At 65.6% G+C, this 20,611-nt stretch carries 26 protein-coding genes and 1 pseudogene; 9 read left to right on the forward strand and 18 right to left on the reverse strand.

The window, feature by feature from the left end; all coding sequences use genetic code 11:
* Nucleotides 1-119: 119 nt before the first annotated feature.
* The gene (locus tag K7W41_RS10550) at nucleotides 120-1,007 is read right to left on the reverse strand and encodes an FRG domain-containing protein (RefSeq protein ID WP_224607842.1); all 888 of its coding nucleotides are present in this window, start codon (nucleotides 1,005-1,007) and stop codon (nucleotides 120-122) included.
* A 2-nt stretch (nucleotides 1,008-1,009) separates the two neighbouring features.
* Nucleotides 1,010-1,645 carry a DUF6766 family protein gene (locus tag K7W41_RS10555; protein ID WP_224607845.1) on the reverse strand — a complete coding sequence of 212 codons (636 nt, stop codon included), beginning with the start codon at nucleotides 1,643-1,645 and terminating at the stop codon, nucleotides 1,010-1,012.
* Between the two features lie 210 nt (nucleotides 1,646-1,855).
* Between K7W41_RS10555 and K7W41_RS10560 the strand changes: the two genes are divergently transcribed.
* Nucleotides 1,856-2,110, forward strand: a complete 255-nt coding sequence (locus tag K7W41_RS10560) for a WGxxGxxG family protein (RefSeq protein WP_224607847.1) — start codon at nucleotides 1,856-1,858, stop codon at nucleotides 2,108-2,110.
* A gap of 105 nt (nucleotides 2,111-2,215) precedes the next feature.
* A complete protein-coding gene (gene yidD, locus K7W41_RS10565) occupies nucleotides 2,216-2,515 on the forward strand; it encodes a membrane protein insertion efficiency factor YidD (protein WP_224607850.1) in 300 nt (99 codons plus the stop codon).
* Nucleotides 2,516-2,862: 347 nt separating this feature from the next.
* Here yidD and K7W41_RS10570 read toward each other — a convergent pair whose 3' ends face one another.
* From K7W41_RS10570 to K7W41_RS10580, 3 genes are all read right to left on the reverse strand, one after another.
* Nucleotides 2,863-5,394 carry an NEW3 domain-containing protein gene (locus K7W41_RS10570; RefSeq protein ID WP_224607853.1) on the reverse strand — a complete coding sequence of 844 codons (2,532 nt, stop codon included), beginning with the start codon at nucleotides 5,392-5,394 and terminating at the stop codon, nucleotides 2,863-2,865.
* On the reverse strand, nucleotides 5,391-6,215 hold the full coding sequence (locus K7W41_RS10575; RefSeq protein ID WP_224607856.1) for a DUF916 domain-containing protein: 825 nt from the start codon (nucleotides 6,213-6,215) through the stop codon (nucleotides 5,391-5,393). The genes K7W41_RS10570 and K7W41_RS10575 overlap by 4 nt, the downstream gene beginning before the upstream one ends.
* 141 nt (nucleotides 6,216-6,356) lie before the next feature.
* Nucleotides 6,357-6,824, reverse strand: coding sequence for a hypothetical protein (locus K7W41_RS10580; protein ID WP_224607859.1), 468 nt, complete (start codon nucleotides 6,822-6,824; stop codon nucleotides 6,357-6,359).
* A 264-nt stretch (nucleotides 6,825-7,088) separates the two neighbouring features.
* On the opposite strand from K7W41_RS10580, the gene K7W41_RS10585 reads away from it, so the two are divergent.
* Nucleotides 7,089-9,059 carry an AfsR/SARP family transcriptional regulator gene (locus K7W41_RS10585; RefSeq protein WP_224607862.1) on the forward strand — a complete coding sequence of 657 codons (1,971 nt, stop codon included), beginning with the start codon at nucleotides 7,089-7,091 and terminating at the stop codon, nucleotides 9,057-9,059.
* A 385-nt stretch (nucleotides 9,060-9,444) separates the two neighbouring features.
* Here K7W41_RS10585 and K7W41_RS10590 read toward each other — a convergent pair whose 3' ends face one another.
* The 4 genes and pseudogenes from K7W41_RS10590 to K7W41_RS10605 form a co-directional block, all read right to left on the reverse strand.
* Nucleotides 9,445-9,618 carry a hypothetical protein gene (locus tag K7W41_RS10590; RefSeq protein ID WP_224607865.1) on the reverse strand — a complete coding sequence of 58 codons (174 nt, stop codon included), beginning with the start codon at nucleotides 9,616-9,618 and terminating at the stop codon, nucleotides 9,445-9,447.
* 61 nt (nucleotides 9,619-9,679) lie between these two features.
* Nucleotides 9,680-9,994 carry a stalk domain-containing protein gene (locus K7W41_RS23690; protein WP_224608133.1) on the reverse strand — a complete coding sequence of 105 codons (315 nt, stop codon included), beginning with the start codon at nucleotides 9,992-9,994 and terminating at the stop codon, nucleotides 9,680-9,682.
* Between the two features lie 111 nt (nucleotides 9,995-10,105).
* Nucleotides 10,106-10,396: pseudogene (locus tag K7W41_RS23695) on the reverse strand (excalibur calcium-binding domain-containing protein); the annotation flags it as partial.
* 43 nt (nucleotides 10,397-10,439) lie between these two features.
* Nucleotides 10,440-10,646 carry a helix-turn-helix domain-containing protein gene (locus tag K7W41_RS10605; protein WP_224607868.1) on the reverse strand — a complete coding sequence of 69 codons (207 nt, stop codon included), beginning with the start codon at nucleotides 10,644-10,646 and terminating at the stop codon, nucleotides 10,440-10,442.
* 139 nt (nucleotides 10,647-10,785) lie between these two features.
* Here K7W41_RS10605 and K7W41_RS10610 point away from each other — a divergent pair, with 139 nt between their 5' ends.
* From K7W41_RS10610 to K7W41_RS10635, 6 genes are all read left to right on the forward strand, one after another.
* Nucleotides 10,786-11,202, forward strand: a complete 417-nt coding sequence (locus K7W41_RS10610) for a hypothetical protein (RefSeq protein ID WP_224607871.1) — start codon at nucleotides 10,786-10,788, stop codon at nucleotides 11,200-11,202.
* Nucleotides 11,199-11,444, forward strand: a complete 246-nt coding sequence (locus K7W41_RS10615) for a hypothetical protein (protein ID WP_224607874.1) — start codon at nucleotides 11,199-11,201, stop codon at nucleotides 11,442-11,444. The genes K7W41_RS10610 and K7W41_RS10615 overlap by 4 nt, the downstream gene beginning before the upstream one ends.
* On the forward strand, nucleotides 11,441-11,818 hold the full coding sequence (locus K7W41_RS10620; RefSeq protein WP_224607877.1) for a hypothetical protein: 378 nt from the start codon (nucleotides 11,441-11,443) through the stop codon (nucleotides 11,816-11,818). The genes K7W41_RS10615 and K7W41_RS10620 overlap by 4 nt, the downstream gene beginning before the upstream one ends.
* On the forward strand, nucleotides 11,815-12,675 hold the full coding sequence (locus K7W41_RS10625) for a DUF3560 domain-containing protein (RefSeq protein ID WP_224607880.1): 861 nt from the start codon (nucleotides 11,815-11,817) through the stop codon (nucleotides 12,673-12,675). Before K7W41_RS10620 ends, K7W41_RS10625 begins: the two co-directional genes overlap by 4 nt.
* Before the next feature lie 147 nt (nucleotides 12,676-12,822).
* Nucleotides 12,823-13,011: a type II toxin-antitoxin system HicA family toxin gene (locus K7W41_RS23800; protein ID WP_224607883.1), complete on the forward strand. Its 189-nt coding sequence runs from the start codon at nucleotides 12,823-12,825 to the stop codon at nucleotides 13,009-13,011.
* 35 nt (nucleotides 13,012-13,046) lie between these two features.
* Nucleotides 13,047-13,502: a type II toxin-antitoxin system HicB family antitoxin gene (locus tag K7W41_RS10635; RefSeq protein ID WP_224607886.1), complete on the forward strand. Its 456-nt coding sequence runs from the start codon at nucleotides 13,047-13,049 to the stop codon at nucleotides 13,500-13,502.
* Between the two features lie 136 nt (nucleotides 13,503-13,638).
* Here K7W41_RS10635 and K7W41_RS10640 read toward each other — a convergent pair whose 3' ends face one another.
* The 9 genes from K7W41_RS10640 to K7W41_RS10680 all read right to left on the reverse strand — a co-directional run bounded on the left by K7W41_RS10640 (nucleotide 13,639) and on the right by K7W41_RS10680 (nucleotide 20,576).
* On the reverse strand, nucleotides 13,639-14,559 hold the full coding sequence (locus tag K7W41_RS10640; protein WP_224607888.1) for a DNA adenine methylase: 921 nt from the start codon (nucleotides 14,557-14,559) through the stop codon (nucleotides 13,639-13,641).
* Nucleotides 14,560-14,590: 31 nt separating this feature from the next.
* The gene (locus K7W41_RS10645; protein WP_224607891.1) at nucleotides 14,591-16,141 is read right to left on the reverse strand and encodes a hypothetical protein; all 1,551 of its coding nucleotides are present in this window, start codon (nucleotides 16,139-16,141) and stop codon (nucleotides 14,591-14,593) included.
* Nucleotides 16,142-16,387: 246 nt separating this feature from the next.
* The gene (locus K7W41_RS10650) at nucleotides 16,388-16,909 is read right to left on the reverse strand and encodes a hypothetical protein (protein ID WP_224607894.1); all 522 of its coding nucleotides are present in this window, start codon (nucleotides 16,907-16,909) and stop codon (nucleotides 16,388-16,390) included.
* A 203-nt stretch (nucleotides 16,910-17,112) separates the two neighbouring features.
* A complete protein-coding gene (locus K7W41_RS10655; protein WP_224607896.1) occupies nucleotides 17,113-17,739 on the reverse strand; it encodes a glycoside hydrolase family 19 protein in 627 nt (208 codons plus the stop codon).
* Nucleotides 17,736-18,278, reverse strand: coding sequence for a hypothetical protein (locus tag K7W41_RS10660; RefSeq protein WP_224607899.1), 543 nt, complete (start codon nucleotides 18,276-18,278; stop codon nucleotides 17,736-17,738). The genes K7W41_RS10655 and K7W41_RS10660 overlap by 4 nt, the downstream gene beginning before the upstream one ends.
* Complete coding sequence (locus K7W41_RS10665) at nucleotides 18,232-18,690, reverse strand: hypothetical protein (RefSeq protein WP_224607901.1); 459 nt, start codon at nucleotides 18,688-18,690, stop codon at nucleotides 18,232-18,234. Before K7W41_RS10665 ends, K7W41_RS10660 begins: the two co-directional genes overlap by 47 nt.
* A gap of 9 nt (nucleotides 18,691-18,699) precedes the next feature.
* Nucleotides 18,700-19,080 carry a hypothetical protein gene (locus tag K7W41_RS10670; protein ID WP_224607904.1) on the reverse strand — a complete coding sequence of 127 codons (381 nt, stop codon included), beginning with the start codon at nucleotides 19,078-19,080 and terminating at the stop codon, nucleotides 18,700-18,702.
* A 78-nt stretch (nucleotides 19,081-19,158) separates the two neighbouring features.
* A complete protein-coding gene (locus K7W41_RS10675; RefSeq protein WP_224607907.1) occupies nucleotides 19,159-20,115 on the reverse strand; it encodes a hypothetical protein in 957 nt (318 codons plus the stop codon).
* On the reverse strand, nucleotides 20,115-20,576 hold the full coding sequence (locus K7W41_RS10680) for a hypothetical protein (RefSeq protein ID WP_224607910.1): 462 nt from the start codon (nucleotides 20,574-20,576) through the stop codon (nucleotides 20,115-20,117). The genes K7W41_RS10675 and K7W41_RS10680 overlap by 1 nt, the downstream gene beginning before the upstream one ends.
* Between the last annotated feature and the right edge of the window lie 35 nt (nucleotides 20,577-20,611).

Below are 20,611 nucleotides of genomic sequence, written 5' to 3' on the forward strand. Positions count from 1 at the left end.
ATGAACCCGCCCGGAGGGGCTCGCAGAGCGGCGTCGCAGAGAAGGAACAACGGTGACGGAGAGGCCTGGACGCACCGAAGCGACGTGCAGGGGCTGGAACGGATGATCCGGCATCCGTCTCAGCGGGCCTGATCGCGCTCGTCTTCAGGCGTGCGGGCTTCGGGGGCGTCCGGGTCCGGGGGCTCGCGGCGCTGGCGGTAGTAGCGCCGCAGCCACTGGCTTAAGCCGCTCAGGTCAGGAAACAGGGTGCGCTCGTTGATGTTGAACTGGTCCAGGCGGTCGCGGATTTCCCACTTCAGCTCGCGCGCCACCACCACCCGCCGCGCCAGGTCCGGCTGGCGGCGCAGCCAGTCTTCGGGCCGCACGTCAGGGCTGGACAGCAGGGCAAACAGCGCCGACTGCTGCACGATGCGCTGGTCAATGGAGGGGGGCTCCAGCAGCAGCAAAAAGGGCTCGCCGTGCTGCGCTTCCAGGCGGTCCAGCCAGCCAATTTCGGCGTCGTAGGGGAGGGGCATCTCCGGGGCGACGCGGCCAAAGGTGCTGAGCATCTCGGTGGTGAACACGTTGCCGCCCTCGCGCGCCAGCAACTCGCGCAGGTCGGGGGGCAACCCCGCCGCGCTGGCCGGGGCGTCCAGCAGCCACACCACGCCGTCCTCGTCGTCGTGGCGCTCGTCACTGGTGGCGAAGTGCAGGGCCACCAGCGGCGAATAGCTCCAGTCCAGCAGCCGGGTGGGCAGGCCGTGGTGCTGCCCGATGGTCAGCCACGTCCACAGGTCATCCTGCGGCGGCACAGTGGCCAGGGCGTACTTGCGAAAAGCGCGCACCAGATGCCGCTCAATGTCGCGCGGGGCCTCCGAGAGCCGCTGCAGCGAGGTGGTCAGCGGCGCCGGCGTGCCCTGCCCCCGGAACACGTAGGGCGAGCGAAAGCGGCGCAGCTGCGGATTCCAGGTGTTGTGCTGCAGGGCGTCCAGCAGCGCCGACCACGATTCGGGGCGAATGTCGGCCACGGTCAGGCGTCCCCGGTCTTGTCGTTGGGGTCCGACAGCGCCTTGGACTGCGACGAGCCCACCTGCCGCAGGAAAATCGTGAGCACCACAATCGCCACCACCGCCAGGAATTCGCTTTGCCAGTTCTGGAAGGACTCGAACCAGAATTCCGGCTGGCCCAGAAACGCCCCCAGGCTCAGGGCGTCCTGGCCCCGGGCCTGCTCCTGCAGGTTGTAATCCTGCCACGAACTCACGAGGTGCAGCCCCAGCGAGCCCAGGAACAGCCCCCCCAGCACCACCGAGAGGCTGTTGCGCCGCCAGAAGCCGGGCGTGGCGGCGTCGTCGGCGTCCTTCTGGCGCTCTTCGGCGGTTTGCTCGTCGGGAAAGGGATTGGACTCGGCCGAGCCGCGCTGGCGCAGGTAGATGGTGAGGGTCACAAAGGCCGCCATCTGCAGAAACTCGCTCTCCCAGTTCTCGGCGGTGGACGACCAGAAGTGCGCGGAAGTCAGGTACTGCCCCCAACCGAGGGTGTGCTGGTTCAGGGTCTGCAGTTCTTCGTTGTGCACCGCCCAGCCGGTGAGGGCCTGCCCCACCCAGAACGCCGCAAACAGCAGAACCAGGACGATGGACAGTGCGTTGTTCGCCCAGAAGTGCCTCATGCTTGAGGTTATAGACAAGAGCCGGGGCCACAATCTGCGGTTTGACTTGGGCAGGCATTTAGAGACGCGTGGGTGCCGCCAACGCAAGCGCGGCCGCGCGCACACTGAAGAAAAGCCCAAGGGGAGCGCAAGACTTCCTGTGCGGCAGCGGGCCAGCTTGCGTGCGATCTTTTTTCGTAGCTACGCACACAGTGCATAGGAGGAGGCTTTATGAACGTGAAAAAGACCCTGCTGGTTCTGGCTCTGGCCGCTGCCCCCATGCCTGCCCTGGCGCAGGACACGAACGATACGGCGAGCACCGACACCACCACCCAGACGACCACCACGACCACCGAAACCCGTGACCGCGACGGCATGGACTGGGGCTGGCTGGGCCTGCTGGGCCTGGCCGGTCTGGCTGGTCTGTCGCGCCCCAAGCACACGGCGGTGCACACCACGACCACCACCAACCACACCCCGCGCTGACCGGAACAGAGGGGGTTGGCGATCAGGCGGGCGGCCTTTCGGGGTGGCCCGCTTCATCGTTTGTGCCGCTGCGCCCCTGCCTGCGCCCTTCTTGGAGGCCCTGCCATGCCCTTCCTGAACACCGCCGTGCTTTCGTCCATTGACCTCTACCAGCGCTGGCTCTCACCCCTCAAGGGCTTCCGCTGTGCCCACGCAGCCTTTTACGGCGGCGACTCGTGTTCGGCCGCCGTGCGCCGGCTGGTGGCCGAGCGCGGCGCCCTGGCCGCCCGCCCCGACATCGCCGCCCGTTTTCAGACCTGCGCCCAGGCGTACAGTCACCTTGCTGGCGCGGCCCAGGTCACTGGCGGCTCGGTGCGTGGGGTGTGCTGCTGCGGCCCAGTGCCCATTCCCTTCCGCTGCGGGTAGGGGACGGCAGGGCAGCCACAGCCCCGCTTATTGGCTGAGAGAGGTACCCGTTGAACAGTGACAAAAACAGTTCAACCTGAGCAGAGTGGAAGAGAAAAAACAGTCGCCAGGACAAGCGGCAGGCAAGCGGCGGTGTGCCGGTGCGGTCATGGGTTGAACGGCAACCGTCCAAGGCCCCTCCACCGTGCCGCGCCAGGACATAAAACGGCGCTTGTGGCTTGGCCGCTGGACCTCTTCCCGGCAAAAGCCCTGGCCCGCTTAGGCCGCAGAGCCCCGAAATACGTTGAGGGTTCGTGCGGGCGGGCCACCGCTGGGTGGGTTGTGGGCCGTGGGGCCAGGGCGGGTCATCAGCGGTTGGTGGGGGGCGGCAACTGCTCCACCGTGCCGCCGCTGCGCACCCGCACGGTCCGCACGCGCGGCTGCACCCGCACCTGCAGGGTGGCGGGCGTGCCGGGCGCAAGGTCCAGCGTGGTGGGTTCCAGGCTCAGGGTGGCCAGGGTGCGCAGTGGGTGCCCCTCGGGCGGCGGCACCACCACGTAGCGGCCCGGGGGGAGCGCGGCAAAGATCAGCCCGCCGGTTTCGCTGCTGATGGCCTCGGTAATGGTGCCGTCTTCGGCCTGCAGCCCCACCGGTACGCCCGCCAGCGCCGAGGGCGGCACGCTGACCACCTGCGACTCGGCGCTCAGCCGGGCGGGGTCCGGCAGTTCCAGGCGCAGGGCCCCCACCACCTGAATCCCGGGCAGCACCCGCAGGTTCTGGGTGAGGGTGCGTGCGGGGGTCACGGTCACGGCCAGCGGCACCGCCGGGCGCACCACCTGGTCGGGCCCGGTCCCCACAGTCAGGGCCGTGGGGCCACCCGGCAGGGCGCTGAACAGGTAGTGCCCGGCGGCGTCGGTGCGGGTGGTCGCGGCCCCGGCGCGCACCAGCACGCCAGCCAGAGGCTGCCCGCTGGCATCCTGCACTGTGCCTTCCAGGCGGCCCACGTTCTGCCGCTGGGCCAGGGGCAGTTCGGCGGGCACGCGCACGCTCAGGCGCCACGACAGCCCGCTGCTCGCCCCACGCGTGTAATTCAGCTGCCCCGCCACCTCGGCGCCGTCGGCCCACGCGTATTTGCCTTCGGCCCCCACAAACCATTGCCCCGCCAGGGCGTCGCGGGTGCCGCCGCTGAGGGTCAGGCCCAGCCCCTCTTGCAGCGGCAGGCTCCAGGCCACAGCCGCCCCCAGTTGCAGCGGCGAGCCCGCCACCTGCGCGAGGTCCAGGCTGGGGGTCCAGGTGCCCCCCGCCCCGGAGAGGCTGGCGCGGCCACTGTAGGTCCAGCGCCACACCGGCCCGTAGCCCACCAGCACGGTTTGCAGCGTGCGCGCCGCGTCGGTGGCGAGCGACACGCTGAGTTCGTGGTTGGCGTGCTGCGCGGTGGCGGTCTGCTGGTAGGCGTAGCGCGCCGACCAGCGGCCCCAGCCCAGCGCGCGCCCCAGGCTGAGCTGGGCTTCGGCCCCCTCCGGGCCGTAGCCGGGCGCTGTGACGCTGCCGCCCCCGTTCCACGCCCCTGAAAGGCCCAGGTCAAAGCCGCGCAGGTTGGGCCAGTTGGCGCTGGCGGCGGCGCGCCACTGCCGCTCGCCGGCCACCCGCCGGGCCGCCAAGCTGGCGCTGAAGGTCTGGCCAGGCGACGCCTGATTCAGGCCCACCTCACCCTGCCACGTGCCGTCGGAGCGGGCGTCGCCCCCGGCGCGCAGGCGCCAGCCCGGGGCCAGGGTCAGGTTCAGGGTGCTGCCCACGCGCCACCCGCTGCCGCCCAGCAGCACCTCGGCCCATGCGCGCCGCTCCGGGGTGAGGTACAGCACTTCCAGGCCGGCGTTCCACGGCCCCGGCGCGCTTCCGGGCGTGGCCGGCCAGCTCAGCCAGCCCAGCGGCGCCGCCTGCCGGTAAAGGCCAGCCGCCACGGTCAGGGGGCCGTCGGTGGTGCCCAGGCGAAGGCCCTGCAACGGCTCGAAGCGCAGTCCAAACGGCACGTACCCGGCCTCGGCACTCCAGCGGCGCTGGCGGTAGCTGAGGCGCGGCGTACGGGTGTTCAGGTCCACCTCCAGTTCCGCGCCGTTTTCCAGCTGGGCGGTGCCCTGGGCGCCCAGCACCACGCGCGCGCTGCCCGGCGCGCCCTCGGCCTCGGCGCGCAGGGTCAGCGGCAGGGTCACGTGCGTGGCCGACAGCGCCAGGGTTTCCGACACCAGTTCCGTCACGGCGCGCGCCGCCGCGCGGGTGTAGCCGGGCAGGTCCAGCTCTAACAGGTGCCGCTGCGAGGGCACCGCCAGCCGGGGCACCGTCACCGTGACCGTCACCGTGACCTGCGCGCCGGGGGCCAACTCCACCTGGGCCGGCGAAGCGCGCACCCGGTAGCCCAGCGCGCTGCTGGCCACCACCGGGCTGCGCAGGGTCACGTTGCCCGTGTTGGTGACCACAAAGGTGGCCTCGTAGCGGTCGCCCACCGCCAAGCCGGGGATATTCAGCGGCTGGATGCTGGCGCGGGCCAGGGCGGCCACCTCCACCTGAATGGTGGTCTCGGCCTCGCCGGCCTGCACGCGCACCGGGTAGCGGCCGGCGGGCGTGCCGGTGGGGGGCAGGATGGTCAGGGTCACGGCGCGCACCTCGCCGGGGGCCACAGTCACGGCCGGCGGGGGCAGCAGCAGGCGCCAGCCCGGCGGCAGGGTGACCGTGGGTCGCACCTCCTCGGCGGGGCCACTGTCATGGCGCACCTCCAGGCGCAGGGTCAGGGCGCCGCGCCCGGTTTCACCGCTGACCTCGCCGCTCAGGCGCACGGCGGCCTGGGCCCCCAGCCCGCTTAGGGTGCCCAGCCACAGGCAGGTCAGCAGGGCCGCGCGTTTCATGGCCGGACGGTCAGGGCAAAGCGGGCGCCGAACACATCGTCGCCCCCGGCGTCGGCCAGCAGCACCACCTCGTAGTCGCCGGGGGGCAGCAGCGGCAGGCTGAATTTGGTCACGCGGCCCTCGCCGGGCAGGGCCAGCATCTGGTCCAGTTCCGCCTGCGCCACGGGTTTGCCGCCGCTGAACACCTGGGCGGTCAGCAGCGCCGTGGTGGCCTGCACGCCCGCATTCAGGAACTCCACGTTCAGCGTGTGGGCCGGCTGCGGCTTGCCCTCCACGGTGCGGGTGTCCAGGGCCAGGGTGGGGCGGGCAAAATCCAGCAGCACGGCGCCCGCGCCGGTCTCGCCCAGCACCGTCACCACCGAGGTCACGTAGGTGCGCACCACCTGCACCGAGACGTTGGTCTTGGCGCCGTCGGGGGTGTTGACCGGCACCGTGGGCAGGTTCGCTTCGACCAGAATGGCGCTCCAGCGGCTGCCGTTGGGCGCGTCAGCGGGCACCTGCACCCGGAACGGTACCGTCACGCTTTCGCCCGCCGCCAGCGTGTAGGGGCGGTTATCCACCGTGACCCAGGGCGCGTTGGACTGCGGCGTGCTGCCCGGCGCCGAGAGCTGAGCGCCCTGGTCCACCGACAGGTGAAAATCCGCCTGCGCCACCCGGACGGTGAGCGGCAGCGCGGAGGTGTTCTGAAAGGTAATGCGGCCTTCGTGCTGCATCCCGGCCCGCAGCGGCAGCAGGCGCACCAGGGGCGTGGTCACACTCAGGTCGGCGCGGGCAAACGACCCCAGCAGGCAGCACAGCAGGGCCAGAAACCACAGTCGCATGGGAGGCACCTCGTGGGGAGATGGAAAAGCAGAAGGGCGCGCGGCGGGCCCCGCACCCGCACCGGGGGGACACCACCAGCGAAGCCAAGCCGGGAGGCCCCTGGGGGAAGGCCGCCGGGCTTGGCACGCCGGGTGGGGGGGTTAGAACGTCGTGGCGTTCACCGTAATGACGTGGGACAGCCCGTCGGTGGGAATCAGCAGGGACGCACCGGCGCACCAGAACATGGTCTTGGAGTCGGTGCCCTGGGTGATGCTCCACGTGAGCTGGCGCCCGGCCAGGGTGTTCATCAGGCCGATGTGGTTGGCGGTGGTGCAGTCGTAGGCGCCGTCGGTGATGCTCACGTAGTACAGGCCGCTGCCGGCCATGTTGCCCGTCACCTTGGCCTGCAGGGTGTTGGACACGTTGGTCTTGGTGTTCAGCACCGTCTGCGCCTGCTTAAAGGCGATGGTGGTCAGCCCGGGAAAGTCCGCCGCCACAAAGGCGAAGGTGGGCACCCCAGAAATGGTCACGGTGTCAATGGTGGCCGTGGAGGCCGAGCCGGTGCCGGTGGCCGTGGCGGCCAGCGAGGTCCCACTCAGGAAAGCGGCGAGCCAAAGTAGATTTTTCATCCTTGTTCCTCCCTGCCTGGTTGCCCAGCCCGCGCCCGATTCCCCCAGTGCTCCCTCCTGCGCGTCCAGGACCAAACGGCCGCACGGTAAAAGACGCGGCATTTCCGTGAAGTTAAAAGGAACGTTAAAGCGGCGCCCAGCGCGTTCCGAGCGGCCATGGGGAGGTGACGGGCCCCCTTGCCTCTGAGCTAATTTTCTGATTAACGTGGGGGCAACTTGGCCTGCACTTAAGAGTGTCTGAGTGGCCCGGGTAAAGGAGGTGCCATGTCGCTTCCTGTGACCCTGCATGTGCTGGGTCCCACCTATATGTCCCGGGGCGGGACCACCATTCACCTCTCGGCCAAAGGTTTGGCGCTGCTGACCTTCCTGACCCTGGAAGGCCAGCCACATCACCGCGACACCGCCGCGTCGCTGCTCTGGGATTCGCCCCGGGCGCTGGCGAGTTTGCGGGTTGAACTCACCAAGCTGCGGGCTGCGGGCCTCGCGCTTGGGGCGCCGCGCTCGGCGCTGCTGGCGGCCCGCTTGCCCACCGATCTGGCCCGGTGGCGCCAGACGCCCGCCGCCGATCTGGACACCTGGCTGGGCCTGCTGCGCGGCCTGCCACTGTCGGGCCTGGACGACCTGAACAGCCCCGCGCTGACCGCCTGGGTGGACCGCACCCGCCAGCGGCTGCTCGACGAAATTGAGCTGGCCCTGCAGGCGGCCTGGATGAGCGCCGAGCCCCGGCGCCGGGAGCGGCTGGCGCGTCAGCTGGACCTGCTGGGGCTGGAATTGCCGTCGCCTGCGCCCAAGCCGCCACCCATGGAAGCGGTGTGGCAGGCCGCGCGGCTGGCCCAGCGCCAGCCGCAGGTGCTGGTGCTGGCCGGCGCCACCGGCAGCGGCCGCCACCAGTTGATCACCGAGAGCCTGGACAAACGCTGGGTGGTGATTTCGGTGCCGGCGCTGCCCAGCGCGGCCATGTTGTTCTCGGCGGCGCGCGTGATGGTGCAGCAGGCGGCCGGCGCGCCGCTGCCCCACCCGGCCACTTCACCCGACGAAGCGGTGGCGGGCTTGACCCAGGCCCTGCTGCGTCTGGGGCGGCCGGTGGCGCTGGTGGTTAGCGGGGCCGAGCGTCTGCCCGAAACCCTGCTGCCCCACCTGGCCTACCTGGCGCAGTGGCCCCTGCCGCTGCTGGTGATTTTCACGGTGCATCCGTCGCAGACCCAGCGGTGCCTGGAACATCTGACGGCCCACCTGCCCCCGGAACGCCTGCACTTGGCGGAAGTGCCGCGCCTGACGCTGTCGGGCCTGGTTTCGGTGCTGCGCGGCCTGCAGGCGCCGGAGGAGCCCGGGCGCGCCCTGTACTTGCTGCAGCAGTCTGAAGGCTGGCAGGCGGCGGCCCTGGCCCTGCGCGCCCAGACGGCACAGATCCGCCCGCGCGCGCAACTGCCCAGCCGTGAGCGCCACCTGCTGCTGGCGGACCTGGACGCCGCGCTGCCCCACGCCCGTGCCCCCCTGGCCCGGCTGGCGGCGTTGCCCGCGCCTTTCAGCATGGCCGAAGCCCAGCAGGCGCTGGGGACTGTCCAGATGCCGCTCGTGTGGGACGCGCTGGAAGCTGGGGTGCTGCGCACCGCTCCCGGAGACCTGCACCTCGACCTGACCCAGTTGGCCACGTGGCAGGCGCCAGACCGTGACGGGCCCCTGATGTTTTCCAGCGAGCTGCAGCGCGCCGCGTTGGCCAGTACCCTGCCGGGCACCCTGCGCCTGCAGGCGCGTTTGGCCGTGGGGGCCGGGACCCACGTGCCTGAAGACCCGGTGCCTGCGCCCCGCTGGCGACCGCTCCTGGGGCTCGGCGAGCCTCTGGGCGAACCCGCCACCTCGGTGTGGACCCCGTGTGGCTACCACGTGGTGCAGGAGCAGGGCGGCTGGCATATCCTGCGCCTGGGGCAGTCGGCCCAGCCAGACCCCGAGCGCCTGCCCTGGCTGCACCTGCACCTGCCGCCGGGCCTTCTGGCCTACCGCCTGCTGCACAGTTCGGCCCACACCTGCCTGGAATGGCGCCCAGCCCCTGGCGCGCCGGCCACAGCTCGCGGTTGCCCCCCGCTGAGCCACTGGGTCCTGCCCCAGACGGCGCTGCCGGGCCTGCTGTCCATCCGCGCCTCAGACCTGGTGCTCTCGGTGGCGCCCTGCTCACCAGCGGAGATGGCGCTGCCACGTCCGGGGCAGATGTTCAGTGCGGCGCCGTCGCGGTTGTGACAAGGGGTCCGGCTCAGCCGTGATGGAAAGCGGCTGAACCAGACCGGAGGGGCGGCGCCGCAGAGTAAGGAAAGCCGGGGACAGAGAGGCGTGGACGCACCGAAGCGCAGGGGTGATCACGGCTGGTCCGGAAGCCATATGGGGCGGTGCTGGCGGGAAGCCTGGCCCTGCGCCCGCTCGTTCCAGAGTGCCTGGAAGGTGCCCAAGCGGCACGGGGCAGACCAGTGCCACAGCATGCAAAACAAAGAAACCCCGTCAGTGACGGGGTTTTTCTGGTGGGACGTGTAGGACTTGAACCTACAACCCGCTGATTAAAAGATGCGTCTGGACGGCATTTCTGCCGATTTCTGGGCATTCCTGGCCTTTCCTGTCTTGTTCTGCCTTCTTACGATTTTTGGTGCTCCACACAGCTTTTTTCTTCCTGAGAATTCCTGCTTGGGCCTAGGCTCGCCGAAGTGTACTGGGGTGCGTTTGGGGTGGCGTGGGGTGGAGCCAGGAAGCCCAGCGCCGCGCGCAGCAGCGCGATCTGCTGGGCATTGGCCTGATCGTGTGCGTTCATGCCCCGCAGCCTGTCATGTCATCCTCGGTCCTGCTGCCGCACATGTTGAAGAAGCGTGACTTTACCAGACCAGCACATCGTCCGAGGCGACGATGAGATGGTTTTTGCACTCCCCCCCGAAGTAATTGCTGCCAATATCGGTAATGGTGCATCCGAGTTTTTCAATGAGCCGCACGGGGACATAAAGTTTGCCGTTGAACAGCAGGGGGGGCGCACTGAGTGTGTCTGGCCGCTGATTAACCCGTATGGTTTTGCTGCCAAGCTCCAGCTGCAGGGTCTGCTGATTCAACTGCAGGATATATTGCTTGCCTACGGCGGAGAGGGCGGCCCCACTGGTCTTCAAATCACGGGCTGCGAAATAAGCGATTCCGGCCACGGCCTGCGCTGGACGGGGCGACGACGTATTGGGGCGGGGTGCAGGGCCGCCGAAAGATCCTGTGCCACTCGATGTGGCGGACGAGCCACCCTCTCCAGATTCGCATGCGACCCCGTCTCCATCCCGGTCAAGACCAGAGCTGTAGCCGGCGCTCCCAAGCGGAATGTTTGAGAACCCCGAGCTGCGCGCTTCATCGCAGCTCCCGAACGTGAGGGACGGCAGTGTATAGGTGCTGTATCCGCCGCTACTTCCCCCGCTGCGCGTGTATGGGCGGACATACGTGCCGTCCTTGCGGACGTACCCACTGACCCGCGTTGTCGCCTCAGCGGTGGCGGCCAGGGTAGCTCCGACAGTCAGGAAAGTAAGAAGACGGGTGCAGAGTGTTCGTCCTGAAAATGGCATGGGCTGAGCGTGCCACGCCCCTGCTAACGAAAATCACACAAGTTCAAGACTTGGGCTGTACTACAAGTTCTAACCCCATCAGCTCAAGCATCGGTCCCAGCCAATCTGGTGGGATCCGCTTCTCGCCTGCGAGCACCTGCGCCACAGTAGGGGGCTTGATTTCCAGTTTTCGTGCCAGCTGAGCAGCAAACCCACGTGGCTGCTGCGCCGCGTGGCCCCTGAGAATTGTTTCCAGCTCTGGCCAGGTCATATGCGCATCATATGTTAGCCGCGCGGCTATTGACAATAGTTAGCCAACAAGCTATCATTCATGCATCAGAGAAGGGGGCGTTCGTCCGACCAAGAAAGAGCGCCCCCAACCTGAAATCCCCCGCAGACAGAGGACCACCATGAACCATAGCACCCGCGCTGACAGCCGCACCTGGAACGCCACCGTCACCTATCAGGAGTGCGGCGTGGTCACCGAGCGCATCACGTACACCGTGACCCTCACCCGCACACCTGCCGGCATTGAAGCCACCGTGAACGGCGAGGCCTGCGCGCTTGAACGCGCCCTGAACATCTTGCGCGGCGCCACCGAGCTGAAGATGACCAGCGAGGTCCTGGCGCCCCCCACCATCCGCCGCACCTACGCCGCCCACCTGCACCGCCTCATGGGCCGCGTCGGCCTGCGCAAGGGCGAGCACTATGCGCTGGCCAGCGCCGCCCTGGAGCGCCCCGTGTCCTCCTTCGCCGCCCTGACCGAGCCTGAAGCTGAGATCGTGTTTAGCTTTCTGCTCGACACCCACCCGCAGGTGGCCGCATGACCCTCCTCGTGCAGTTCTGGGAGCTGCGGCGCCTGCCCGGTGACACCTGGGAGGTGCTGGGGGTCACCTACGAACCCCGCCAGGGCACGCGCACATTCCGCGCCCTGATCGCCGAGATCCATGTGGGCGACTCATCCATCACGGCCACGGACGGCGAGCGCTACCCACTGGCACGGTGCAGCGATGGCACGCAGGCGCTGGCCATTGTGGCCGCCGAGCTCGAAGCCCGGGAGGCCGTATGAAACTCAGCCTGAACCTCCGGGCCGCCCGTGAGCTGGCCGTGGACGCCCTGGGCCCAGATGCCGACGAGGTGCTGTCCCTGCTCGACGCCAAAGGACTGGTGATCGTGCGCAGGCGCGATCTGCCGGGCAGCCACCCCGCCGACGCTGAGACGCTGGAAAACGTCACGCTGCAGGCCCCCGCCACGTGGACCGAACCCCACCAGCTCACGGTGATCACCCCTGCGGGCGAGACGCTGGAGCTGTACGTGCACGAGGTCGACGCCGCCCTGGTCTATGAGGCTGTGCAGCTGCAGGCCGTGCTGGGCCACCGGGTGGACGTCGTGATTGACCGCGAGGGGCAGATCCTGCTGCGCGCCACGGCGGTGCCCCGGTGACCGCGCTGGTCACGAACGGGACGGCCACGTACAACTTGGACGATGACACCCTCCGCTGGTGCCCGGAGGCGCGTCTCGACGCCAATGAGTACGCGCTGGCCAAGGGCCTGGGCTTCAAGTGGTGGGGCGGCAGCAAGGCCTTTGTGGCGAAGTGGACGCCCGCGCGCGAGGACCACCTGCTGGCGCGCGTGGAATACATCACGCATGAGGTCGAGACCGATGACCCCGCCTCACGTTCCCTGCGCTTCGCGCAGCGCGCAGCGGCCGCCGCTGGCCGCGCCGACGCCCGGGTGACGGCGGCCTTCCAGGGCCTGCCACCCGGCGGCGAGCCCATTAAGATTGGACACCACTCGGAGGGCCGCCACCGCCGCGCCATTGCGCGCAGCGACCAGAACATGCGCAAGGCTGTCGAGGAATCCAGCAAAGCCCAGTACTGGAAGGACCGGGCGGCCGGCACGGAACGCCGCGCCGCCCAGCGCAGCAACCCGGACGTGGTGCGTCGCCGCATCGCCAAGCTGGAGGCCGAGCTGCGGCAGCAGCAGCGCACCCTGGCCAGGGAGGGCCTGAGCGCTGCAAGCCGCGAGTGGGCCGAGCGCTGGCAGGAACACCTGGAGCTGCGCATCGCCTTCGAGCAGGGCCGCCTCGCCGCCCTGGCGCCCGCGCCCTTCGCTGAGGTGACCAGCTACAGGAAGAGTGACGTGGTGCGCCACAAGCGCTGGGGGAAGTGTGAAGTGCTCAGCGTGGGCAAGGTCAACCTGAAGCTGGCCCAGCTGGAGGGGCCCACCAAAGGGTGGGTGTGGTTCTCACCGCCCTACGAGGTGCAGCCCTGGGTGGAGACCCCGGAGCCCACACCGTGAGTGTGCTTCGGTACTGAACAAGGCGCCCCTCAGAACATTCTGAGGGGCGCCTCAGACTGAATTTTTGCTGTACCGCCCGAGCCTATATTTTAATCAGTAGACTTGCACTGCATTACCAAATCTGGTAATATATGGGCATGAAAGACGATGCCTAGGAAGATTCGGGAGCTGATCAGGGATTTGGAACGCGCAGGATTCGAGCTCAAACGGACACGGGGGGACCACCGGCAATACAGGAAGGGACGGACACCCATCACCATCAGCGGCGGACTTGGAGACGACGCCCAGAAGTATCAAGAGAAAGCCGTCCAGAACGCCATAGAAGCCGAACAGTAAGCGAGGGGGGGACACCCCCCTCAAGGAGGAACCCCGTGAAGTACCTGACCATCGTGACCAGCAGCGGCCCCCAGGCGTGGCACGCGCTCGTGCCGGACCTGACCTGCATCGCCAACGCCAAGAGCCGCGAGCGCCTGATCGAGCTGGCCCGTGAAAGCATCGCCGTTGCCTTGGAGGATGGCCCCCGCCCACCTCAGGCGGCCTCACTCGACGACCTGGCGCCCGACGTGCGCGCCGACGTCCCCGCTGACGCGGAGCTGCTGCTGCTGGAGCCTGCACCCATGAACCCCGTGAGCGCGGAGATCGAGCGCGCCCTGGAACGGGCCGGCGTCTCGCAAGCGGAACTGGCCCGCCGCATCGGCTCCAGCCCGGCAGGCGTCAACCGGCTGGTAAACCCCTTCTACTGGGGGCACAGCCTTGACTTGCTGCGCCGCGTGGCGGCCGCCCTGAATGCGGATCTGCAGGTGCAGCTCACCGGCCGCGCGTCCTGACCAACAAAAAAAGGCCCCCCGCCCAGCGCCGAAGCGCGAGCGGGGGGTCTCTTGGCGCGAGTGGTCCGTTACTTCCGGGGCTTCACCGCCAGCCTATATGCCGCTTCAATAGTCCTGACTCAATCAAAGCTACAGCCTAAATCATATCCTCAAATGGGAGAAAGCTTTGATACCTATTGGCCATTTGAGGAGAAACAGAAGTGGGCTCTTTGATGGGTGGAACCTTAAGACCGGGACTGAAAAACATGATTTCTGTACCTTGATATCTCTGTGCCGCACTATAGCTGAGGCAATACTCAATGGAGTTTTTACCCTTGTAAATTTCGGATATTTCGGAGGCATTGTCATATGACACAATCCAAGGCGTTTCAATGGAGTTGATTGCTTCAGCAATATCAACATGATTCTGGTGGCAGTAATAATTTTTGTAGAGGTCTTGCCCTTTAACATAATAGGGTGGGTCAAGATATATCAAAGATTTCGGGCCCAGCGACCTGAACTGTCCTTCTATCAGCTGCTGAGCGTCCATATTGTACAAACTGATCCTTTTCCTATATAGAGCAATACGCCGAATCCTAGCTTTTAAATCCTCTTTGTTAAATCGAGCATCCAGCTTCCACTTGCCGCTCTGGTTTTTGCCTCCAATAACACCAGCTAGAATAATGCCTGATCGATTTGTTCGATTGAGAAAGAAGGTGGAAAATCCTATCTCCAACATTGAGTGATTCTCTTGATTGGTCTGCACGGCTTTTTGCTTATGCCATTCATCCATTGAAACATCTATGCTGTCAATCATGCGACACATTTCTTCTGGATGATTGATCACGGAATGCCAGAAGGAGTAAATGGCCGGGTCTAAGTCATTAATATGAATATGTTGGGCGTACTCATCAAACAAGAGCGATAAGGCTACTCCGGCGCCACCAGCATATGGTTCCGCGTAGTGAATGTCTAGCAGAGAGTTCTGCTTTAATAGGACTTTGACGTAATTTGTAATTTTAGATTTTCCACCTGGATAACGTAAAGGAGTAGAGCGATTCATTGAAGATGACTCCATTGAAGATGCTCCTTATGTTGAGTGTTAAAATTCATGGCCAGATCCTTTCGATGAGCGGCAGAAGATTATGCCAAGTTATCTTCAGGCTTGTGGCCTCTGGATGCATTAGCGGATTATGTACATAGGCGTTAAGTGTCACAGTTGATCCAAGCGAACTAGTATCTGTCGTAAAATTCTTCACGGGCTGCATCTCTTTATGTTCAGCCTGACCATTGCCAATAATATGGTCAAGACACTTCTGAATTTTACCATTCAGATTTTTATCATTTCTTACTGTGATTACCAAATTATGCCTTTTCATGTATTCGTCGACACTCAGCTCTAAGAAAACACGTAGCATTACGGCCCCGGCATTGGGAAACTGAGTAACGTTTAGTTTCTTTAATTCCTTGAAAAGCTCGTTTATTCTTGAAACCGTTATGGTCCTCGTATAACGAGCAGGGATAATGGAGTTACGTTCTCTTATACCCGCTAACTCTTTTGCCGTTAAATTCCCGGTTGAGGGTGGAGTGCCGCTCGCGGGGGTAGGAGTGTTGTTAGCGTTTGTAGTGGGTGTTGTCTGCGTGGCATTACTTCCGGGCGTTGGAGTGTTGTTCGGAGTGGAATTTGAGTTTGCCTCTCCGCTCTTAGAAGCATTGCTCGTAGTTGAGCCTCCAGCCTGCGCTTGGCCCTCTGTTGGCTCTGGACCGGTAGGTGGCGCAGTTGGTGAGGGTTGAACGTCACCAAGGCGCACCTCTTCCTCGCTAGCTTTGGAGTGGTCCGGCATAAACTCGGGGGCAAGACCAGCAATGTAGTCAAGACGCTGCTGCTTGCTCATCAATTGACTAACCTTAATTTTGCCAGACAAGTCTTCTATAATTTTTTGAAGCGGTTTAATAATCTCTTCTTCCGGAAATCGTGTGTAAAGCACTCTTTCTTTCTGTATCAAACCAATAACATCACGAACATCTTTGGTAATAAGAAGGCGCTGGAGGTTCGTAATTTTGAAATTGGATAGATTCTCTTTTGCCTCAGCGCTTAACGTGCCATGATCCCTAACAAAATCGAGTACTTGAACCTCTGGAGGTGCACTGCCCTTTCTTGCCGTGTATCGTCCCTGAGACAACGCGTTCCATTCTACTAGTCCGGCGCCATCATTCTGTCCGGTGTGGCGCATCTTAATCCAGTGATCTGCCTCTTCTTCATCTTCAAAGATGATGCATCTCACCTCTGTAATAGGCTCATCGATAAATCTTTTGCTGAGGTCTCTAAATCTCTTTTCTAGTGATTTTTTGCCCACTCCAACAATCAAGTCGGGATTTGTTAGTATTTTGAGCGCGACAATTCTTCTATTACCCTCTAATGCAATATATTTTTCTGCTTCGTCTGCGCTCTTTGTTACTGCCAATAAAGCAGTGGGATCCATGCCATATTGGACTATGTCCTGGGCCAACTTATACACCTGTTGTCCCAATATTTCGTCTGACATAATGTCGCGTATTACTTCCGCCTGCCCCATTCGCTGGCTGGTGTCATCAAGCCGTGGATTTTTCTGATCTAACAAGATGTCGGAAAGGTCTAGAGGTGTGGGGAGCGAGGCCATTTAGCACAGGTTACGCCAGATTTCTTCCTGTCATAAGCGAAAATGGGTTCAATGGACATGAAGTCAGCTGTGTCTCGGCCTATTGTCTAGACAAACTCATTCGCGATTCGTTCTGCTGAGGTATGTACCTAGCAGATTTTAAGGATGAAAGTTCTGTCACGCCAAAGTACATGATTCGTTCAAAGCCATAAGGACCCCCCCGCCCTTGCCGAAGCGCGGACAGGGGGAAACGGCGCAAGTTGTCCGTTACTTTCGAGGCTTCACCGCTAGCTTGTACGCCGCTTCAATGCTCGTCACGATCAAGGTCTCCAGCAGGCTTGTAAACGGCTTCACAGCGGCTGGCAGCAGCGGCGTGGCATACGTGCGCCACACGTGCCGGGTAATCACCACGACCAGCACGCGCGCCTCCAGGCCGCCCACCTGTGGCAGGCCTTCAGCAACCGCGGCACTCACGCCCTGACCCAGCGTGATCACCTCATTCCAGGTGAACGGCGGCCGCGCCAGCTCCTGCCCCGCCGCGATCAGTGCGGGCAGGTGCTTGCCCAGAAAGGTCTCCAGGTCCGCATCGCTGACCGTGGGCGTGGGCGCCACAGTCACGCTGGGGACGGCGGCGGGCTGCGTCAGGGGCGGCGCTGCGGGCTCACTCTGCGCCTTCACGCTGGCCTTCTGCGGCGGCAGGGCAGGAATGGCCTGCACCTCGACCGCCGCGTCACGGCGGGCCTTCAGAATGGCTTCAATGTCGGCACGGGTGGCATGTTTCTGGGTCATGTCCGAGCCCTCCAAAGGGCGCGGCCCCCGCATCTGCAGGGGCCGGTGAATGGGGTGGAATGGGGCGGGCTGAGTATTCCGAAGGCAGGAAAGTGCCCACGCGGAGTCAGGGGGAGGGCCGCCAGGAGCGGAGAAACGTGGAAATTATTCCGCCATAGGGGGAATGGGGCGGATTGGAGAAGCTGTCCCCATTCGAGCAGGCTTCAGGTGAGATAAGGCAGGGCCCGGTGGTATAGGGCCACCATCTCGTCGGCATGCAGCATGGCTGGGCCGTTCACCGCTCGGCGCGTCTCACGGATGTTGCCGGCGGTCGCCAGCCGGTTCGCCGCACTCATGCGGACCCAGTAATAGGCGCCGCCCAGCAGCCCGACGCCAATCTGCTCCAGCAGCTCCGGCTGCGCGGTCAGGGGCAGGTCCACCGCCCGCTCGACCGCCAGGGTGTTGGCCCGGCCCGTGATCTGCAGGTGGCCCCAGCCCCGGAACGCCCAGCCGTCCCCGCTGGCCACGTCCCCGTTCCCGAGGCGCCCGGCGTACACGAGGTTTGCCAGCTTCTCAGGGTTACGCAGGTAGGCGTTCGGGTCATGGCGGCCGCCGTGTTGGGGGTCGAAGCGGCTGGGCCAGACCGTCCGCAGCCGCTGGGCCGTGGTGTAGAACAGGTCCTCGCGTTTAGGTTGAATGCCAGCCTCAACGGTCATGTTCGCCAGCCACGCTGCCACGCTCTTGGGGTCCGTGATGCCGAACAGGTCGGCGGCGCGCTGGGCTTTCTCGGCGGTGACATCGGACGTGGGGTGCCGGGGCACCAGCACCCGGATCAGGGCTGGGGTGATCATTGCTCTCCTTTCAGGCGGGCCAGCTCGGCGAGCGCCGCGTCCCGCTCTTCATCGGCTTTCTTGGCCCGCGCCTCGCAGTCGTTGAGGCGGTCGGTGTCGTTGGGACGGGTGATCACGCGCATAGGCACGATGGCGCAGAAGGCCAGCAGGATGAGGTTCACGACCGTGAACTCCAGGCGCTCGGTGCGCGAAATCCCCAGCCACAGCGCCAGGAACACCACCTCCAGACTCAGGCCCAGGTACATCAGCGGGTGCATGGCGCGCACGCCCAGGAGCGCCCACAGACACAGCGCGGCGACGCCCTCAATGGCCCAGACCGTGACCTGCCACGTGTTCCCCCCCAGCCCGGCGCGGCCCGCCTCGCCAAACAGCCCAGAGGCGGTCACGCTGCCCACCATGACCCCCAGCAGCACCAGGGCGAGCAGGACATGCCAGGCCCGCAGCGGCGGCGGCTGCAGGGGATTGTGCGCGCGCGCGAAGCGGCTGGCCCGCTCACGGCTCACGTTCGTCACCTTCGGATTCAGTGCCTTGCGGGTCATCCGGTGGTCCTCCTTTCTTGGTGCGGGCGGCGGCCTTCTCGGCCAGCTTCTGCAGCGGCCCGGTGGCGCTGGCGGCGGCCCAATCCACCGCCACCTCCCAGCCGTTGTTGCGCAGAAACTCCCAGGCCCGGGGCACGATGACGGCCAGCACGGCCGCCACCAGCCCCACGCCCTCGAAGGTCCGCAGGGGCTTGACCAGTCCCGTGATGACGAGCGTGCCCAACGTGCCGACCAGGGCACTGACCAGGGACTCGGGCAGGACCGTGCCCCACGGGCTGAGCGGCAGCTGCTTGCCGCGCTGGGCGTTGCGGCTGCGCACGGTCTCCAGCAGCGACACCAGCGCCCCCATGCCGGCCGCGTAGGCGACGAGCGACCAATCGACGGCGCTTAGAAATGCTGCAGGTTGTGTCACTGGCCCTCCTCATTGCGGCCTCGGAGAAAACGGATTGACCATGCCGGGGATGATCAGGGGATACGAGGTGGTGCCAGAGGCGCTGCGCACACTGGCGCGCCAGTACCACGGCACGCCGTCGCGCGTCAGCGGGCGGCTGGGCGTGAGGGTGAACCAGCCGTTGCGCGGAAAGGTGCCGCCGACATAGCTCTCCAGGCGCACCTGCACCTGCACACAGGGCTTCGACACCGTGAGCGTGACGTGGTAGATGCCGGGCGTGATGGTGGGCCTGGACGTGGCCTTTACCGCGCAGGGATCCGGCGGCGGTGCGCCGGGTGCGGCGGCCGACAGTGGCGCGGACAGGACGAGGGCCGCGCCGATCAGCAGCGCGGCCAGGGTGTGGCGTCTCATGGGCCTCCTGGGTGGCCAGCAGGAATGAAGACCGCCCCAGCGCTGGCCGGCTGGGGCGGGGTGGTGAGCACAGAGGGGTTAACGCTCGATCTGGATGCTGAAGTGCATGGGGTAGGTGGTGTTGTCGGTTGCCAGCGCGCTGCCTGAATTCTGGTAGGCGAACAGCTCGAAAAAGTCCCCCGGCTGCACTGGCACCATTGCGGTCGAGGCCTGCGTCAGGAACAGCCCATTGCCCTGCAACCCTTCCCGGCCCCCCGCGAATCGCTGGCCGTTTTTCTTGATGAGGGCCGAGCGGTAACCTGTGGCGCTCGCGCCATCAAAGCTCACCGCGCCGGACAGGCCCACGCGGCTCACGCCCTCGGGCACCGTGAGCCGCGTGGGCGCCGCTGGCGACCAGAACTCCTGGTCATCGTAGGCCGCCTCACTCCAGGCCAGTGCCGTGTCCGCCGCGTTGGGGATGACCAGATTGCCGCCCAGGGTCAGCAGCGCGCCGCCGGGCAGGTCCTCGGGGTCCACTGGGCCCGCCACCCCTTTGGGCAGATACGTGCCGCTGAAGAAGTTGAAGGTGGGCAGGAACATATTGGGGTTCGACAGGAAGCGAATCCCGGCCCGCTCGAAGCCCACCGTGCGGTTCACGTCCACCCACACCATGCCCTGCGTGATGCGGGCCTTAAAAATCGCGTTGGTGGGCAGCTGCACGGTCTGGTTCAGCTGCACCACGCGCCGGTTGGGCTGCTGTGGATTCGGGGCCAGGGCCCAGGTGCCCGAGGCCAGCACGGCATTGTTCGCGTCCAGCACCTCCACCGTGTGCCCCACCTCGAAGTTGTTTTCGGATTCGAGGGCATTGAACGTGAGCGGCTGCAGGGCCCTGAACTCCGAGACATGGTTGCCGTTCGCCAGGCTGCTCCCCACGCTGCTGCCCGCCACGGTGAACAGCCGGTAGACCTGTGGGGGCAGCGCGCTCAGGCGCACCGGCCCGGCGGCGGCCGGGGGGGTCGGCGCCGCCGAGGGCTGGGGGCGAAACAGGGCGCGCATCAGCTGCTCCCCCCGAAGGGCGGCGCGGTGCGCACGCCGCTCACCTCGACATACAGGCTGACCGCTGGCCCGCCCTCATCGGCAGGCAGGGCGCGAAACGATTCGAGCTGGGCCCGGGTGTCGAGCGCGATGATGCTGCCCTCGGGCCAAAGCGCGCCGAACGGCTGCCCCTGCACAGGCTGATAGCCCTCCACGCATGTGGCGCGCACGGGACCGCCCTGGACGTACACCACGGCGGACATGCCTGAGCCCTCCACACCGTCCACAAAGCTGGGCGGCAGAGCGGTGGGCAGGTCGTTGTCCGGCACCTGCACGGTGGTCGCGCGCAGCGCCTCGGTGGCCAGTGTGGGGGAGGGGCCTGGGGCACTGCCGCCCCCACCCAACTCCCCCTGCTGCACGGGGACCACCGTGTTGTTCGGCCCCTGCACCATCAGCAGGACCTTGCGGGTTTGGGCGCCCAAGAATTGCTTCAGTGTGAATGTCATGTCGCTCCCTG

This window comes from Deinococcus multiflagellatus, assembly GCF_020166415.1.
GTDB classification, from domain to species: domain Bacteria; phylum Deinococcota; class Deinococci; order Deinococcales; family Deinococcaceae; genus Deinococcus; species Deinococcus multiflagellatus.